This window comes from Bacillus cereus group sp. MYBK15-3 (assembly GCF_051916765.1).
GTDB classification, from domain to species: Bacteria; Bacillota; Bacilli; order Bacillales; family Bacillaceae_G; genus Bacillus_A; species Bacillus_A cereus.
On the sequence record NZ_JBQAHG010000010.1, the window covers coordinates 134614 to 151699 of the forward strand.

Genomic DNA, 17086 nt, shown 5'->3' on the forward strand with positions numbered 1-17086 from the left:
AACATCTCTCCTTACTATGCATGTGTTCTTGATTGTAGCAGGAGTCAATACGAAGAAACAGTCTATTTCGAATTTGATTTACATGATATAATTAACTTAGGAAGAGATATTCCCCCTCTAATTCACTTCAACTACATCACCAAACTTAAACATCCTTTGATTATGAAAAGTATCCTACAAGCAATTGTCTTATTTACTGGATTTATACCTGCTACTGTTATGTAATTTTTATATAGATAGCTATTTTTATAATATGTAAGTAAAACCTCTTCTTCACCCTAAATATGAATTTAACAGCTTATTTTCAATCCTTTCTTTTGTATCTTGCGTTAAGACTGGGCGCGGGATCTTTGTTTTCTCCTGTATCATTTCTTTAATACAGACGAACTGCTCTGGCATACTAGCAAACGGTTAAATATACTACAGTATTTTTCCTATCATTTGGTTAGCTGTTATTGAAGTATATACGTTCGTATTTTAATAATGATATGTAATGATTTATTGAATATTTCTTACACTAATAAAAAAGCCAATTCCCTAAGCGTACAGGGAATCGGCCTTTTCTATGTTAAAAATTGCTTAGCGTACGAAATTCACGTTTTGTTGATGCTTTCCCTCCAATTAAAAATGGACAGTTTTATTTGGAGGCGTTATATAATTCTTAAATTGATGGACATATAAATTTAAACTAAATTATATACTCGACACTCTTCACTAAATAAATTTGTATCATATGTATGTTCTATATAAATTTGATGCCATACCATAAAGGTTAGTACTGTCCAAATTTTACGACTATGATCACCTTTATCTGTGCGATGTGCCTCCAGTAAGTTTAATACATATTTTTTATCAATTAAATGTTCGGTTTTACTTTCTTTAATAATATTCAGAGCCCAGTCATACATTTCATCTTTTAACCAATGACGGATTGGCACTGGAAAACCGAGTTTCTTACGATCTAGTACATGATCTGGAACGATACCACGTACGGCTTCACGTAAAATAGCCTTTGTAGTTCTATTGGCAATTTTTAATTCGGTTGGGATTTTAGAAGCTACATCAAAGACTTCTTTATCTAGAAATGGAACACGTAATTCTAGTGAGTGAGCTGTAGACATTTTATCCGCTTTTAATAAAATATCTCCACGTAACCATGTGTACATATCAATGTATTGCATTTTACTTACATCATCATAATCCTTAATTTCATTGTACAATGGCTTGGTAACATCCTTATAGTTAACACTTTCATTGTAAGACTTTATTAACTTAATCTTCTCTTCTTCACGAAAGATCTTTGCATTACCATAATAACGTTCTTCAATTGGTGTACACCCACGCTCTAGAAAACTTTTCCCTTTAAACCCTTCTTTAAGTGCTCCACTTAAAGCTTTTAAAACCGTTTTCCCGGAAGTGGAAATGTATGAGAACATTTTTAAAGAGTTTGGCTCACGATAAATATTATATCCGCCAAATAGCTCGTCTGAACCTTCACCAGACAGAACAACTGTTACATGTTTACGTGCTTCTTTTGCAACAAAGTACAATGGTACTGCTGCTGGATCTGCTAATGGATCATCCATGTGCCACATGATTTTTGGGAATTCATTCATAAATTCTTGTGGTGTTACCAACACACTATAGTTTTTTACTCCTAATTTCTCAGCAGTTTCTTTCGCTACATCTATTTCACTAAATCCACGGTGCTCAAAACCAACAGAGAATGTTAGGAGATTTGGATTTATTTCTTTTGCAATAGAAGCAATAATAGATGAGTCAATCCCGCCTGATAAGAATGCACCTACTGGAACATCACTGCGCATATGTACTTTTACTGAGTCATATAATACATCACGAATTGCTCGAATGTGTTCCTCTTTTTTGATATCTGAAGCATTGAAATATGGTTTCCAGTAGCGATAAACCTCTAGCTCTTTTCCAATTTCTTTTATGAAATAATGACCAGGTTCAATTTTATTAATATCATTTGTTAATGTTTCTGGTTCTGGTCCGTATTGGTACGTAAAATAATGTTGAAGAGCAGTTGGATTCACACCCTTATCTTGCATTACATGTAAGATACTTTTCTTTTCAGATGCGAAGAAAGTTATATCGTTCTGTTGTGCAATGTAAAGTGGTTTAATTCCAAAATGATCGCGAGCACCAAATAATTTTTTCTCTTGACGGTCCCAAATAACAAAAGTATACATTCCACGAAGATAATTCACACATTCTTCTTTTACTTGGGCATATAACGCAACAATAACTTCCGTATCAGACTGAGTTGAAAAACATGCTCCCTGTTTAATTAACATTTCACGTAATTCTATATAATTATAAATTTCACCATTGAACATAAGTATATAGCGTTCATTTTCATATGCTAGCGGTTGATGTCCCGCATCCAAATCAATAATACTTAACCGTCTAAACCCAAATTGAACATGCTCATCACGAAAATATCCTTGGTCATCCGGACCACGGTGGTATAACAGATTCGTCATATTTTCAAATTTTATTTTTTCTGTTTCTGAATATCTTTTTGCAGTATTATACAAGCACCCTACATAGCCACACATTTTTTTACCTACTTTCAAATTATCTACTCTCTAAAATTTTTATAGTGTAATCCACTTTCAATAAAAGTCAAAAAAATACGCTCGTCAATTAAAGCTTCACAAATAAGTTCTAAGAAATTTAGATAAAAAAGACATTTTTTTGATGATCTAAACTAATTGAAACTTTAATTAAATTATATATCTATAACAAGATAGAGCAATGTTACTTTTTCTATTATAATGATAGATATGTTCTATCTCCCCTCTAATAGTTATTCGAAATTCAATCACTATTTAATTAATTTTCTAATCTGTTCTTTACTTTGTTCAGAAATAGGAAATCCTAATTTTATAATTTCATTTGTAAGCAATTCAATAAAATTTCTAGTGCCAAACCCAATAAATTTATCTCTACGTAAAATAAGGTTAACTTTCCTACTAATTGTAGGATTTACTATAGGAATTGCTAATACATCATTATCTACAGTAATATCAAGTAAAGTTTTAGAGACAATTGTAACTCCAAATCCATTTCTAACAAGATCAAATAACGATTCGATACTAGAGGTCTCAATAATTGGAGACAAGTTTATTTTTTGTGGTAAACATGTATAATTCAATAACTTTCTACATTCATGACTGTCTGGGAACAAGATTAATGGTAATTTATTCAATCCTGAGAATTGTATTTCTTGTTCATTAACTAGTGAGTGGTTATTTGATACCACTAAAAATAACTCTTCTGTGTATAATGGTATTTTTACAATTTTTTCATCTTCGAATACGTACTCGGAAGAATCAATTGTAACAGCAAAATTAACCTGATTCTGGTTTATTAATTCTAGTATTTCATCTGAACTTATAATTTTTACTGTTACCTCCGGATAATTTTTATGAAAATCTAATAATAAAGTGGAGACTAAGTCTGTTAGTTCGCCAGGCAAAGTGGCAATTGCAATGTTACCTCCTTTTATCTCCTTTAATTCACTGATTTGTTCTTTTACATTATCTAATGCATTAAAAATATTTTTACATTCGTTGGCTAAAATAGAACCAACGTCAGTGATGGCTATTTTCTTTCCCATGCGATCAAATAACGGCATACCTATTTCGTCTTCAAGAGCTTTAATTTGATGGCTTAATGTAGGTTGCGTAATACCTAGCTTATCTGCTGCTTTTGTAAAATGAAGTTCTTTATAAAGTGTCATGAAATACTCTAACTGTCTTAATTCCATATAAAAATAATCTCCTTTTTAAAAAATAATTATATTTCTTTGCATATCTTTATTCATATTATAAGAAATCCTTAATTTTTCAGCCTTATACTCGCTCCATACTCTCCCTTTACTGTATTATTGCCTAAATGTTCTATTCCTTCATTTATAAAAAAACGTAACTTTCTCTAATTAAATTTACTAGAGAAAATTACGCTTTTGTTACTTGAGATTCGATAATAATTTTGCTTAGTGGGTATATTTAATGTCCTATAGCCTTTCCCTTACAAAAATTTTGTTGGCTATATATGATTTATTTCACCTTTCAACTTAAAGATTTCTATCTATTTAACAATGAGTACCCTTATTTTTCAATTTCTAAAGGGATGTTGTGACTATAAGTTTGACTAGAGCTTCTAATTTGAAATCCTTCAAAGAAATCAATAGTTAAATTATCATCAAGAAAAGCTAATGAGGCTTTGTTTATATAAAACGATTTCCAGTTTGTTTGAATTTCTTCGAAACCTACATCTGATTTAATTAATTGTATTCTTACAACCCCATCCAATGGACGCCCGCAGCCTCCCATTTCATATTGTAGAAATCGAAAATGGTTAGGATATTTAGTCTCTAAACTTTCGAAATGTTTAATAGCCGCTTCTGTAACAGTGATATTAATTTGCATATTATTTTCCCGCCTTTTCTATTTTGGATTGAAAGTAGAATAATTCAAGAACTCCCAATTATAAGATTCATAACAAGGTACTTCAAGTACTTCAATTATTTGAAATTGTACTAAACGTTGTGCACCAGGGAACTTTGAGAGAATATCTTGATCAATGTTCCAAATGATACTTGCTTCTCCTGTGATTTGTAATGTACCACCAGTATTAAAATCAAAAAACAGTAACCCAACATTGGGATTTTGAACAATATTTCCTAAGGTATTGAACAACATATTTCCTGAGTAATCTGGAAATACAATTGATTTTTCATTAATGACATGAACAAATCCTGGCATCCCACCCCTATGGGAAATGTCCATCTTTCCCTCAAAACTTGCACTTGCAATAATAAAAATATCGGATTCACTAATCCAATTCTGTTGCTTTTTATTTAAAGTGTTAAGTGGATGAAGTTTCTTATTTACAATTTCTTCAACAGCTTTATATTCGAATCTTCTCGCCTGTATATATTTAGGACAATTACCGAATACTTGTTCAATTTTGATTTCAAAGTTTCCATCTGGATAAACTATCGAAACCTTACCATTTATTCGTATTCTTATTCTGGAAGCAAAATCAATTACTAAAATCCCTACTTCTTTATGTTGTAAAATATTTAGAAATAAAGGGTCACCTTCGTTTATTTTTGTATTGATTTTAACTATGTCGGCTTCAATAGCTTGTATGATACCAAGATTTCCTGCTAAAAATGAACTCCAAACTCTTCCTCTTTGATCCATAGAAGACATCACGAATGAATTCTGTCCATTGAGAAAATTCATGAACTTCTTTGGGAGTGTCTGTTGAATCATTGTACTTGCAGAGTTTGCAATCTTTTGTACACCTAGTAAATCGTGTACAGTACGCTCTCCAGAATGAAAAACCTCCATTTATTATTCCTCCAATCTACTTTGCAATAGCGAACTAGCTAAAACACATTCAAATACTTAAATGAAATAAAAAACATTGGCTTCCTAAAAAACATAAAGCAAACATTGATAATATAATCTTTGCCATCAACAAGCTTTCATTACTTTTATTAATATACATAGAAGAATGAAAGCCATTCACTACAAGAAAATAACTTCATTTCACACTAGTCCTCTTTTGCAAAAGCATAATGGATTCAAAGGATTACCTTTAAGTTCTAACCTAAACATATACAGATATCCTTACGTTTAAAACCACGCTTTACAAGATACTTTATATACCCCTTATCGTGAAATTTTTATCTATTAAAGTTACTTATCATTTCGTATTGCTATCTTGTAAAGCAACTTCAGTTTAACTCTCAGTCAACTATTAATCAATTCTATAATTTCTATAGTTAACATAGATGACATCTATTATTTTGAGTACATAAAACATTTATATATTAAGGATAAATTTAATTCGTGAAATAGGAGGCGCCAAAATTTTTTAAGTTAAAAGTAGTTATTTGAGTTTGTTTCTTTATGATTTATTGAAACCTTAATCATAGATACTTTCTATGAAAACGATAGAAATGATTACATTGATAAATAATAGATGCTTTATATAATTAAGTTAAGCTCATGAGCTAGCAAGAAAATGGACAATATCAATTATTTATAGGAGGCAATTTATATGCAAAAAACAGTTGCAGGTATAGTAATTCCAGATAGTAAAATAGCAGTAGAGGCGCAAGAAATTCTTCGTGAATATGGTAACGATTTACTTTGGAATCATTCAAATCGTGTTTACTTATTCGGTGCTCTTCAAGGGAAAAAAGCTAATCTTAAGTATGACGAAGAGCTATTATATGTTAGCGCTCTATTCCATGATCTTGGACTTACAAAGAAATTTAGTAGTCCAGACAAACGTTTTGAAGTAGATGGTGCAAATGCTGCACGTAGTTTTCTGCAACAACATGGCATGGATAATGAGTCAATTAGACTGGTTTGGGATTCGATTGCACTTCACACAACGATTGGAATTGCTGAATATAAAGAACCCCAAGTTTCATTAATTTATTCTGGAGTAGGATACGATGTTATGGGGGATGGATATGACGAAATTTCAGAGGAAATTCGCGAGCAAGTTGTATCTGCTTTCCCTCGAGATAATTTCAAACAAAAAATCCTTCCTGCTTTCCTTGAAGGTTTCGCTCATAAACCTGAAACTACTTTTGGAAACATTAAAGCAGATGTTTGCTCGTTACTTCTTCCAGGCTTTAAACGCAAAAATTTCTGTGATTGCGTTTTACATTCACCTTGGAAAGAATAGTCATTACACTTATGACTATTAGAAAGAGGAAATATCTACAAAATACGTTAATTACGATTTTGCTTCCTTTTATATAAAAATTAGAACGAGCTAATTAATTTCTAATTTAATGTAGTTAAATATTGCTCATAGAGATAAAAAGCTTGCCATTTTCATTAATGGCAAGCTTTTTTCAGCAAATAATATCTAATAATAAAAGGATCAATTTTGGGGCACTCCATACATGCCCACCAACCTAAGGTTTTGAAGTATCCCCAAAACGAAAATTTTATCCTTTCATAGTTGTCCATAGAAATTCAGTTCATTTTTTTCGTGTTGAGAAAGAATGTATTTCTTAGCTTAATAGCGATGTAGTGCTACTCCATCTTAAACATATTATTAGGTAACACAATATAAAATCATACAGTTAAAGGAACAATAATCTATGTTAAAACTTGTGCATAACGAGACCCATCCTACATTCTTTGAGCAATTTTTCTTTGAAAATCCTGTTCAAAATGATGTTTTTATCATTGAAGTTAACAAAAAAACATTTCTTTTTCGAATACGATGCTGTGATTAATATGATCAAAAAATCAAACTCAAAACAACAAGAATATGTTAAAAGACAACTGCAAATGTATCACTAGAACTTGTTTACAGTCAATCGCAACAGATTACATAAGAAGAATTTTCGAAGAGAATAAAAAAATGGAATGCAAGATCGGAGCCTCACACTCCCTCCAACACATGAACTATAGAAGAAACTTATCCAAAGTGGAAAAATGGAGAATTAACGGGAATTAAGTTCGGGGCTATTGAAACTAAAGAAAAATACTTTTTATAAAATAGTGAAAGAATATGGAGAAAACGAAGTGGCAACTAACTTATAACGAATTGAAGCCGAAAGTTTCTTAAAGTAGAAAATTTGGCTTCTTTTATATCGAAATTTGCTTAGCGTATATTTTCGTTAAAATGCGGGTAGTACCCCAGCTATCGAGCTAAGCTCATACAACATCAATTATAGTTGAGATCGTTTCTTTTTTCTAAAGGCTACGTGTAAGGAATTTAAAGACCCCTTAGGGATCAATGGATTCCTAAGGGGTTGCCTACGTGATATAACATATTTACAATTATGTTACGTTTAAAATACGTATCTTTTTCATTTACATTATAACCACCCTATTTAAGTTTATAAGAACTATGCTTTTGAGATAAAAGTCATTACTTGTTTTATAAACTCGTACCCAAAATAACCACTAAATCCGAATAGGACTATTGCGGCAAATATAGATACCCTTTTAATAAAGGTTGGATTTAGAAAACGTCTAGTAAAATGAACAAAGCTTAATAAGATCATATCATGCATTAAGATACCTAATAAAATACCTACAGCTATTAATATAAATGTAGATGTGCTTGCATTACCTAATGAAGAAACTAGAACCGGACCAAAGACCCCTATCCAAAATACAATATTAGCCGGTGATATAGCAATCATAAAACCAGATAAATAAGCTGATAATAAAGATTTATTAGGATCTTCTCCCTCCATGTTAACTTCTGACTTTGCCTCTTTAATACTTTCTATTCCAATAAACATTAAAAATACAAAACCTAGTAGCCACATAACTGTTTCTACCCATGGGTTGGTTAATACACTAGAGAACCCTAGATAAATCAGAACTATTAAAGATAAATCTACAGTCATTCCTCCTATACCTACAAACCAACCATGTACGAAACCATTTCTCATTCCTTGTTTCGTCATTTGGACTGTCATAGCACCTGCAGGTATCGCTAAAGATAAACCTAACAATATATATGTGAAAAGTGTTATAATCATAAAAATTCTCCTATTATAAGTATTGTAATAATCAAACCCTTTTTCTTTTTCCTCGGGTTCAGCAAATAGAGCTAGAGCACGGCGACTTTTCACATTACTTCTAGCAAGCACAAAAAACTCACAAAAAGAATAAATGCCTAAAATCCCATAAGGTCCTTTACATGTTCAGCATTCTTTTTAGATGTTAATTTTTCAAGTAATAAAAACGCAACATCAAAAGCTGTGCCTGGATTTGATGATGTAATAATATTTCCATCTTGTACTATTAAATCATTTTGTACTATTGCACCAAAATTCTTTAACTGCTCTTTTCGTTTACTCGTTGGATGACTGTATGTGGTAGCTTTTTTACCTACAAGAATTCCACTTTTGCCAAGCGTTAATGATGCAACACAAATACTGGCAATAGGCTTCTGCTTGGCATAAAAATGTTGAATAACATGTAAGAATTCTCTACTGTATGCATCCCGATAAAAACCAGCCTCTTCAAATCCTCCTGGAATAGCTAGTGCATCAAATTCATCTAATTGAATATCATCAACCGTTTTTTCCGGTATGACAGTAAAATTCCAAGTACAAGTTAATTTATTCCGAAGACCAACTGTTACGACCTCGGTTGATCCATCTCCCTCCCATTTATTCCAGCCTAGTACATCTGTAAATACACTAGCTTCTACTGCTTCAAACCCGTCAGCTAATAATAATAAAATCTTTTTCATATCGTAAACCGCCTCCTTCTACCCTTATTTTATACAAGTATAGAAGGCTGATAAATAAGTTCAATAAGGATATTTGATTGTTCTGCTTTATTTTATAAAGAATTTAGGTTATTCTATTTTATAAAAAAAGGTTGGGTAATTTATGGATCAAATTGATAAAAAAATCGTGGGACTATTACAGTCAAATGCAAAAATTTCAATGAAGGATTTAGCGGAAGCGGTTCACTTATCTTCCCCGTCAGTAACTGAGCGAGTACGAAAGTTAGAGGAACAACAAATTATTGAAGGTTACCATGCACATGTTTCTCTAAAAAAAATAAATCGTCCAATTTCTGCACTTATACTGTTTAAATCAACAAATTGTAAATCATTATCTAACTTTTGCTATAATCATCCAGATGTACTCGAGTGTTATAGAGTAGCAGGAGAAATTAGCTATATTGTCAAAATAGCAACACATTCTGTAGAAAGTTTAGAACAATTTATTGATGATTCAATGCAATATGGTACTCCATCAACGAATATTGTGTTATCTTCTTATGAAAAAAAGATAATTACTCCTTTTATTAGTGAAGAGTAAAAATACTAGCATAATTAATTAACTATTGGTTATGCAGAAGGATAATTTTTGTATGTTATATAAAAAAATAAAGACGTTATATTTTTTTAAAAGGAGTGTAATTACAATGAATTTTTCTAATAAATCAGTGATCATAACAGGGGCTGGAAATGGAATCGGGAGAGAAATTGCTTTACATTATGCAGAAAAAGGGGCCAATGTTATTTTAGCAGATATAGACGAAAAAGCAGGTGCAAAAACAGTTACTAAGATGAAAGAACAGGGTAAAGAAGCACTTTTCGTACAAACAGATGTAAGGCTGGAAACAGATATTATTCGATTAATGGAAGTAGCTAATCAAACATACGGTCAGATAGATATTTTAATTAATAATGCAGGAAAAGAGTTATTCAAGTCCCCTTACGATATTTCGTTAGAAGAATGGGACGATGTGATCAATACAAACTTAAGAAGTGTTTTCTTGGGTTCGCGTGAAGCAGCAAAGTATATGCGTCATAACAAAGAAGGTGGATCTATTGTGAATATCGCCTCTACAAGGGCGATTATGTCTGAGCCAAATTCAGAATCTTATGCTGCCACAAAAGGTGGGATCGTTGCTATTACACATGCGCTCGCAGCCTCATTTAGCGAAGATAGGATTACAGTGAATGCTATTTCCCCAGGTTGGATTGAAACCGGGGATTATTCAAAATTAAGTAAAATTGATCATGAACAGCATCTATCAAAGCGTGTAGGAAAACCAGATGATATTGCACGAGCCTGTCTGTATTTAACAGCCAGTGAAAATGATTTTGTTACAGGTATAAACCTTGTCGTAGACGGTGGAATGACGAGGAAAATGATGTATGAGGAATAGGCAGTAATTAATCAAGAAATACAGATTCGCTATCAATAAAGCCTACTTTATCCAAGGTGATTTACCGAATCATCATGTGAATTTGAAATACAATTGAACTGTTTATAAAAAAGATGAACCGGAATTTCCTATCTCTAATAAAGAAGGGATTTCCGTTTTTCTTTCGGATGAAACATGTGAAAATGAATAAAAACCATGAAGTACTCAATGCAAGGACACCAACTACACTAAGAGCGTTAGTTAGATAAAAAATAGAATATATCATATAGCTAGTAAGAGATATTAGTATCACTGAAAGGGCTGTTAATAGCTATTGAAAAGCATAATTTACTCAATCTCAATTACATCACAAAACTTAAATATCCTTCGATTATGAAAAGCATGGGTACAAGTAATCGCCTCATTTAATGGATTTCTATTAGCTACTGTTCTGTATTCTTTATAAACCTACATTAAAATATTCAGATGAACCTTTTATTAACTCATAACCCCTCCTCAAAAAATAGTAAAAACTACACTTGTAAAATCAATATTTTCTGTTTGCACTTTATATAAATTGATATGTCTCCACCTTAATTTTTATTTTTTGTAATCCCCACTAATTCTTTTCTCAAATCCCCCAAAATGGATTTGAGAAATTAGGGAACTATAATGTCGTATTGAAACATATTAAGGGGGATAAAAGGTGGACAAGGAAATGAATTATGGAAGTGATTACAAGTTTATTCCAGCAACTTCAATTGAAAGTGGTCATGGCCTCGAAGTATTACCTGATTTATTTTGTTACACGATTCAAATCGTCAATATATGCTTTGTTGGAAATCCTAAGACCAATGATTTTGTTTTAGTTGATGCTGGAATGCCTAAATGTGCAAATGAAATTATCTCTATCGCTGAAGATCGATTTGGTACCAATAGTCGCCCAAAAGCAATTATTTTAACTCATGGGCATTTTGATCATGTTGGAGGAATAATTGAACTCATTAAATATTGGGATGTTCCAGTCTATGCCCATCAAATGGAGATACCGTTTTTGACTGGACAACAAAGCTATCCAGAACCAGACCCTACAGTTGAAGGTGGTATGGTAGCGAAAATGTCTCCCCTGTTCCCTAATGAACCGATTGATTTAGGAAATAGCGTAAAAGCACTACCTACCGATGGAACTGTTCCCCATATGCCAGAGTTTAGATGGATTCATACATCAGGGCATACTCCTGGGCATATTTCATTATTCAGAGAGAAAGACCGAACTTTAATTGCTGGGGACGCTTTTGTTACAGTGAAACAGGAGTATCTGTATAAAGTAATAACTCAAGAACAGGAAATAAGCGGACCCCCTCGTTATTTAACAACAGACTGGAAAGCAGCTAAAGAATCAGTCATTAAATTAGAAGAATTAAAGCCTCTAGTCGCTATTACTGGACATGGGATACCAATGTCAGGTGAATTGCTATCAACAAGCCTCAAAACACTCGTTCAAGAATTTGATAAAATTGCTGTACCTGATTACGGAAAATATATAGATAAAAAGATGCATTAAATGCGGAAATACTTTGTTTATTTTTATATTAATGAATCAAAACACCAACGAATATTAAGTTTAATATGAAAAAACACTGTACTTAGGCAACATCTCTATTATAAGAATGGAACTACCCTTTATGAATAAAGCTCGATATTCCGCAAATACTATCCATAGTATAAGCCTGCTTCTTACCCAGGTTGTACTTCTTACCATTAAGGGGTGATTAAAACGGGTTACGCTATATAAAAGCATAATCCGTTTTTAATGAAATATTGTATTCCATATACGTTTAAACAATGGAGGAAAATGATGAAACATATTGTTGCCTTATTAATTAAATACACAGCGATAACTGCAGTATTGCTAATCATGCTCAGTATCTTTCAAGGCATTTCAATTCCTAGAGTATTACTAATTTCTCTTTTTCTTACGGGAGCTGCCTATTTAATTGGAGACCTCTTCATTTTACCTAAATACGGAAATATGATTGCTACAATGGCAGATTTCGGCTTAAGCTTTTTCGGAACTTGGTTACTAACATCCTTGTTTACTAATTTAGATGCTACTCGTAACATTGGACTTTCTTCATTTATAGCCGCTTTAATTATTGGTGGAACAGAAGTTTTCTTCCATATTTATATGAAGAGGCTAGTGCTACGTAACGACGATGAATTAAAAAATCGCAATCATATTCATCATGATAAATATGCTATGGAAATATCAGATGAATATATAGATTCTTCCACAATAAATAAATCCAAGCTTGAGGATACATCTAAAAAATAAAAAAGTGGCCAATGCCACTTTTTTATTTTTGTTTATTAAGCTTGATCAGAATTTCTTACATGTAACGGAGGTGGAACTACCCACCCTTTTTTCTTACTTAAACGCAGCAACGTTACACCTGCTTGCGCTTTTTTCATATGAAATTGTCCAAATAGCATCCCTACATCTTCTCGAAGACATTTTCCCATCACTTGACTACATGTCACAAGTCCAGCTGCTAATCCTGTAGAAACAGCTGCTGCTATTTCAACATCATTAATACGTGCCCCTGGGGGAATGTCTTCGATAGATGCAACTGGTCGTTCTGGAGGAGCAGGCGGTAATGCTACGCCATTAATCTTTAAAAGAGCTTTTAATTCTTCTATTTCCGAATTCATATCATTTTCAATTAAGCCTTCTAAAAACTTCTTCAAATCTTCATCACCTGTATGATTCATAAATACTTGATGACTTGCAATTGCACCCTGTGCAGCAAGAAGATAACTCCAAATGTCAAATACTTCTCCGTAATGTAAAGGTTCATTTTGAGGATTTCCACTTAATATACCCATTTTTAAATTCCTACCTTTCGAAAATATCATAATAAATATTGATTTCAATATTGAAATCAAATTTTTAAGTATGCTTTTTCCTGCAAAAGATTTTCTACTATGCATGGAAAACACCTTTCCAACACTGCGTGTTTTTTGTTTAGGAAAGTAGTTTACAAATTAAATACTCAAAGATTATGAAAGAAGATTATCAATAATCTTTGAGTGAGAATCTGTTTAATATAAGGTTTTTTATTTTTATAAATACACAAAAGAAATTGATTTACATATTTGCTATATTTTATACCAATTCACTTAGCGATTAGCTCTACCACCAAGTTGTTGTTCAGCCATTGCTACTAAACGTTTTGTAATTTCACCACCAACAGATCCGTTTGCACGAGCTGTTGTATCTGCACCAAGTTGTACACCAAACTCTTGTGCAATTTCATATTTCATTTGATCAAGAGCCTGTTCAGCGCCTCGAACTAACAATTCATTACGATTTCCACTATTATTGTTTGCCATATTATTTCACCTCCGATGTTTTTAATATGTTACAAATTATGAAAAAATAATTATCCTTTTTATGGAAATTAGTTTATGAATAAAAATTGATTTTTTTCTTAAAGTAGGGCAAAACATATAAGAAAGAATAACTGATATAACATACTTTCATAACAACACTATGTATACTTCCTAATTCCCTTCAGTAAATAAAAGCAAGATTTCTATTTCACCAAGAGATTAAATAAAATTATGTTTTGAGACATAATCCAAAAGGAGATATGAGATGAAAGCTGTAACCTATCAAGGACCAAATCAAGTACAAGTTAAACAAGTTGATGATGCAAAGTTAGAGAAAAAAGATGATATTATTGTAAGGATTACTTCAACCGCTATTTGCGGTTCTGATTTACATTTATATCAAGGTAACATGCCCTTACCTCAAGGATACATTATCGGCCATGAACCAATGGGAATCGTTGAAGAAGTCGGGCCAGATGTCACTAAAGTGAAAAAAGGCGATCGTGTTGTCATCCCCTTCAACGTTTCTTGTGGACATTGTTTCTATTGCCAACATGAAATGGAAAGTCAATGTGATAACTCAAACCCTCATTACGATTCTGGTGGATACTTTGGTTATACGGAGAAATTTGGTAATCATCCAGGCGGACAAGCAGAATATTTAAAAGTTCCATTTGGAAATTTCACTCCATTTGTTATACCGGAATCATGCGAGCTTGAAGATGAATCCCTACTATTTTTATCAGATGTTTTACCTACAGCCTATTGGAGTGTAATAAACGCAGGCGTTAAGCCAGGTGATACTGTTATCGTCCTTGGTTGTGGACCTGTTGGGTTAATGACACAAAAATTTGCTTGGATGCAAGGCGCTAAACGTGTAATTGCAGTGGATTACTTAGATTATCGGATACATTATGCAAAAAAGATTAACAATGTTGAGGTATTTGAGTTTACAAAGTTCCCTGATATGGGAGAACATTTAAAGGAAATTACACATGGCGGCGCCGATGTAGTCATTGATTGCGTAGGCATGGATGGAAAAAAATCAACACTAGAATTTCTAGAACAAAAATTGAAATTACAAGGTGGAACTCTCGGCCCTATTCAAATTGCTACGAAAGCCGTAAGAAAATACGGGACGGTTCAAATGACTGGTGTTTATGGTGGCAATTATAATGCATTCCCACTCGGGGCATTTTGGGTTAGAAATATTAATCTTAAAATGGGACAAGCACCTGTTATTCATTTTATGCCAGAACTATTTGAAAAAATAACAAATAAAGAATTTGACCCAAAAGAGATTATTACACACAAAATCCCCCTTGAAGAAGCGAGCTACGGTTATCAAATTTTTAATAATCGTGAAGATGACTGTATAAAAGTCATTCTGAAACCTTGAAGCTACAATTCATTATTCTTAATAAAAAGATAGGATTACATTTCATAATCTTATCTTTTTATTAAATGCTAAGTATCTATCCCCCATTTTCATCTCACATCTAAAATAGTTATTTCCAAAAACTTTGCATTTTGAGGTAATAATTAATTGGTAAAAAAATGAATTAAAGTATTAATTAACCAAATAGCGGACACGATAACAATGTTAACTAACTTAAAAAGAGGTGTCCTTCATGTTTTATTATAAAGAAGAAATAATTAATATGATTAAGCCGGATAAACCAGACCCAGCTGCTGCAAAAGTTTTACAAGAAATATTAGGTGGGCATTATGGCGAAATGCGTACAATGATGCAATACTTCTTCCAAAGCTCAAATTTTAGAGGTAAAGAGAAGCAATATCGTGATTTACTTCGAGGTGTTTTTTTAGAGGAAATAAGCCATGTAGAACTTGTACAACATACAATTAATCAACTATTAACTGGATCTGGTGAACCTACGCCAGGAAATGCTGGTATTGACACAGCACCACTTGATGAAGCGGTTAAACATGCAAATCCTCACCACTTTATTGTAGGTGCTCAAAGTTCATTGCCTGTTGATGCAGCTGGCAACCCATGGAATGGCTCTTGGGTATATAGTCATGGAAACTTAATTAGCGATTTATTAGATAACGTAGTACTTGAATCTACAGGTGTACTTCAAAAAACTAGAATTTATGAAATGAGTTCCAATCAAACTTTTAGAGAAACACTTGCATTTTTAATTGTACGTGATAATGCACATCAAAATGCTTTCGCAAAAGCTTTAGAGACATTGGGTGTTGAATGGGGGAAACTCTTCCCTGTGCCCAACTATGATATTAATAAATACCCAGAGTGCAGAAAGTATGTAGACATGGGATTCCATAACGCACAATTTAATTTTAGTTTAGATCCAACAAGAATGGGAGAAATATTCCAAGGTGAATCACCAAGTAGAAACAAAGGAACATTAGCAGTAACTGACCCGCCAAAAGGTTTTCCTGTACCAGAACTTCCTGAAATGCCAAATGAGCATAGTCCTGGATTAAAAGATATGGATCTTTAAGGTCATTATGGCCAACTATTGATTCATAGTTGGTCATAATGCTTTATAAAGATTCATGTGAATTTGTTGTTAACATGATAGGATATTTTAATAAATCCTCTTTATTTAAAAGTGGTGTTGATCATATTTCTGCTCCTCTTAATATTGTTTCTATGAACCATTAAACGCCACTGTATACTTACTTATAATCTCCCTATATTGTAAACAAAGAGGAGGGACTTGTCCCCCCTCTTCTTTTAATTTTTCTTTAAAAGAATTGCTCCTGCAATCCCTGGGTGTGTCATTTCGAACGGATCTAGAATTAACTCTAAGTCTTCTTGTGACAATACACCATTTTTCACACAAAGTTCTCGAACGGATTGGCCTGTCGCGATTGCTTCTTTCGCAACGCGGGCTGCTGCTTCATAACCGATATGAGGGTTCACGGCTGTAATAATTCCTACACTTTTCTCAACATACTCTTTTAAGCGATCTTCATTCGCTTCAATTCCTTTTAAGCAATTA

Annotated in this window: 16 protein-coding genes and 1 pseudogene; 7 read left to right on the forward strand and 10 right to left on the reverse strand. The window is 32.7% G+C overall.

Annotation, left to right across the window (positions count from 1 at the left end; genetic code table 11):
- Window positions 1-117: 117 nt before the first annotated feature.
- The 5 genes and pseudogenes from ACTFR8_RS28190 to ACTFR8_RS28210 form a co-directional block, all read right to left on the reverse strand.
- Window positions 118-399, reverse strand: a pseudogene (locus tag ACTFR8_RS28190) (YolD-like family protein).
- A 284-nt stretch (window positions 400-683) separates the two neighbouring features.
- Window positions 684-2582, reverse strand: a complete 1899-nt coding sequence (asnB, locus tag ACTFR8_RS28195) for an asparagine synthase (glutamine-hydrolyzing) (RefSeq protein WP_252210024.1) — start codon at window positions 2580-2582, stop codon at window positions 684-686.
- A 269-nt stretch (window positions 2583-2851) separates the two neighbouring features.
- Entirely contained in the window at window positions 2852-3796 is a 945-nt protein-coding gene (locus ACTFR8_RS28200; protein ID WP_000423360.1) for a LysR family transcriptional regulator, read from the reverse strand.
- 343 nt (window positions 3797-4139) lie between these two features.
- Window positions 4140-4460: an iron-sulfur cluster biosynthesis family protein gene (locus tag ACTFR8_RS28205; protein WP_001166648.1), complete on the reverse strand. Its 321-nt coding sequence runs from the start codon at window positions 4458-4460 to the stop codon at window positions 4140-4142.
- Between the two features lie 18 nt (window positions 4461-4478).
- Window positions 4479-5390: a pyridoxamine 5'-phosphate oxidase family protein gene (locus ACTFR8_RS28210; protein ID WP_252209599.1), complete on the reverse strand. Its 912-nt coding sequence runs from the start codon at window positions 5388-5390 to the stop codon at window positions 4479-4481.
- A 715-nt stretch (window positions 5391-6105) separates the two neighbouring features.
- Between ACTFR8_RS28210 and ACTFR8_RS28215 the strand changes: the two genes are divergently transcribed.
- The gene (locus ACTFR8_RS28215; RefSeq protein ID WP_001174225.1) at window positions 6106-6744 is read left to right on the forward strand and encodes an HD domain-containing protein; all 639 of its coding nucleotides are present in this window, start codon (window positions 6106-6108) and stop codon (window positions 6742-6744) included.
- A 1180-nt stretch (window positions 6745-7924) separates the two neighbouring features.
- Here the strand turns inward: ACTFR8_RS28215 and ACTFR8_RS28220 are convergent.
- Window positions 7925-8569, reverse strand: coding sequence for a LysE family translocator (locus tag ACTFR8_RS28220; protein ID WP_000587495.1), 645 nt, complete (start codon window positions 8567-8569; stop codon window positions 7925-7927).
- 137 nt (window positions 8570-8706) lie between these two features.
- Window positions 8707-9288: a DJ-1/PfpI family protein gene (locus ACTFR8_RS28225; RefSeq protein WP_000722336.1), complete on the reverse strand. Its 582-nt coding sequence runs from the start codon at window positions 9286-9288 to the stop codon at window positions 8707-8709.
- A 142-nt stretch (window positions 9289-9430) separates the two neighbouring features.
- Between ACTFR8_RS28225 and ACTFR8_RS28230 the strand changes: the two genes are divergently transcribed.
- The 4 genes from ACTFR8_RS28230 (at window position 9431) to ACTFR8_RS28245 (ending at window position 13038) form a co-directional block, all read left to right on the forward strand.
- Window positions 9431-9868 (forward strand): Lrp/AsnC family transcriptional regulator, encoded by a 438-nt coding sequence (locus tag ACTFR8_RS28230; RefSeq protein ID WP_000372089.1) that lies wholly within the window; start codon window positions 9431-9433, stop codon window positions 9866-9868.
- Between the two features lie 106 nt (window positions 9869-9974).
- Window positions 9975-10724, forward strand: coding sequence for a glucose 1-dehydrogenase (locus ACTFR8_RS28235; RefSeq protein WP_001011723.1), 750 nt, complete (start codon window positions 9975-9977; stop codon window positions 10722-10724).
- A 685-nt stretch (window positions 10725-11409) separates the two neighbouring features.
- Entirely contained in the window at window positions 11410-12267 is an 858-nt protein-coding gene (locus ACTFR8_RS28240; RefSeq protein WP_000356903.1) for an MBL fold metallo-hydrolase, read from the forward strand.
- Window positions 12268-12561: 294 nt separating this feature from the next.
- Window positions 12562-13038 (forward strand): YndM family protein, encoded by a 477-nt coding sequence (locus ACTFR8_RS28245; RefSeq protein ID WP_000680670.1) that lies wholly within the window; start codon window positions 12562-12564, stop codon window positions 13036-13038.
- A 35-nt stretch (window positions 13039-13073) separates the two neighbouring features.
- On the opposite strand, the gene ACTFR8_RS28250 is transcribed toward ACTFR8_RS28245, so the two are convergent.
- Together ACTFR8_RS28250 and sasP are read right to left on the reverse strand one after the other, a co-directional pair.
- Complete coding sequence (locus tag ACTFR8_RS28250; RefSeq protein WP_001986359.1) at window positions 13074-13589, reverse strand: DUF3231 family protein; 516 nt, start codon at window positions 13587-13589, stop codon at window positions 13074-13076.
- Window positions 13590-13883: 294 nt separating this feature from the next.
- Complete coding sequence (sasP, locus tag ACTFR8_RS28255; RefSeq protein ID WP_000002832.1) at window positions 13884-14096, reverse strand: small acid-soluble spore protein, SasP family; 213 nt, start codon at window positions 14094-14096, stop codon at window positions 13884-13886.
- A gap of 265 nt (window positions 14097-14361) precedes the next feature.
- Between sasP and ACTFR8_RS28260 the strand changes: the two genes are divergently transcribed.
- On the forward strand, window positions 14362-15495 hold the full coding sequence (locus ACTFR8_RS28260) for a zinc-dependent alcohol dehydrogenase (RefSeq protein ID WP_000649090.1): 1134 nt from the start codon (window positions 14362-14364) through the stop codon (window positions 15493-15495).
- A gap of 232 nt (window positions 15496-15727) precedes the next feature.
- Window positions 15728-16582 carry a manganese catalase family protein gene (locus ACTFR8_RS28265; RefSeq protein ID WP_000500341.1) on the forward strand — a complete coding sequence of 285 codons (855 nt, stop codon included), beginning with the start codon at window positions 15728-15730 and terminating at the stop codon, window positions 16580-16582.
- Window positions 16583-16818: 236 nt separating this feature from the next.
- On the opposite strand, the gene ACTFR8_RS28270 is transcribed toward ACTFR8_RS28265, so the two are convergent.
- Window positions 16819-17086: aspartate ammonia-lyase (locus ACTFR8_RS28270; RefSeq protein WP_440028780.1), on the reverse strand; the 268-nt coding region annotated here is incomplete at its 5' end.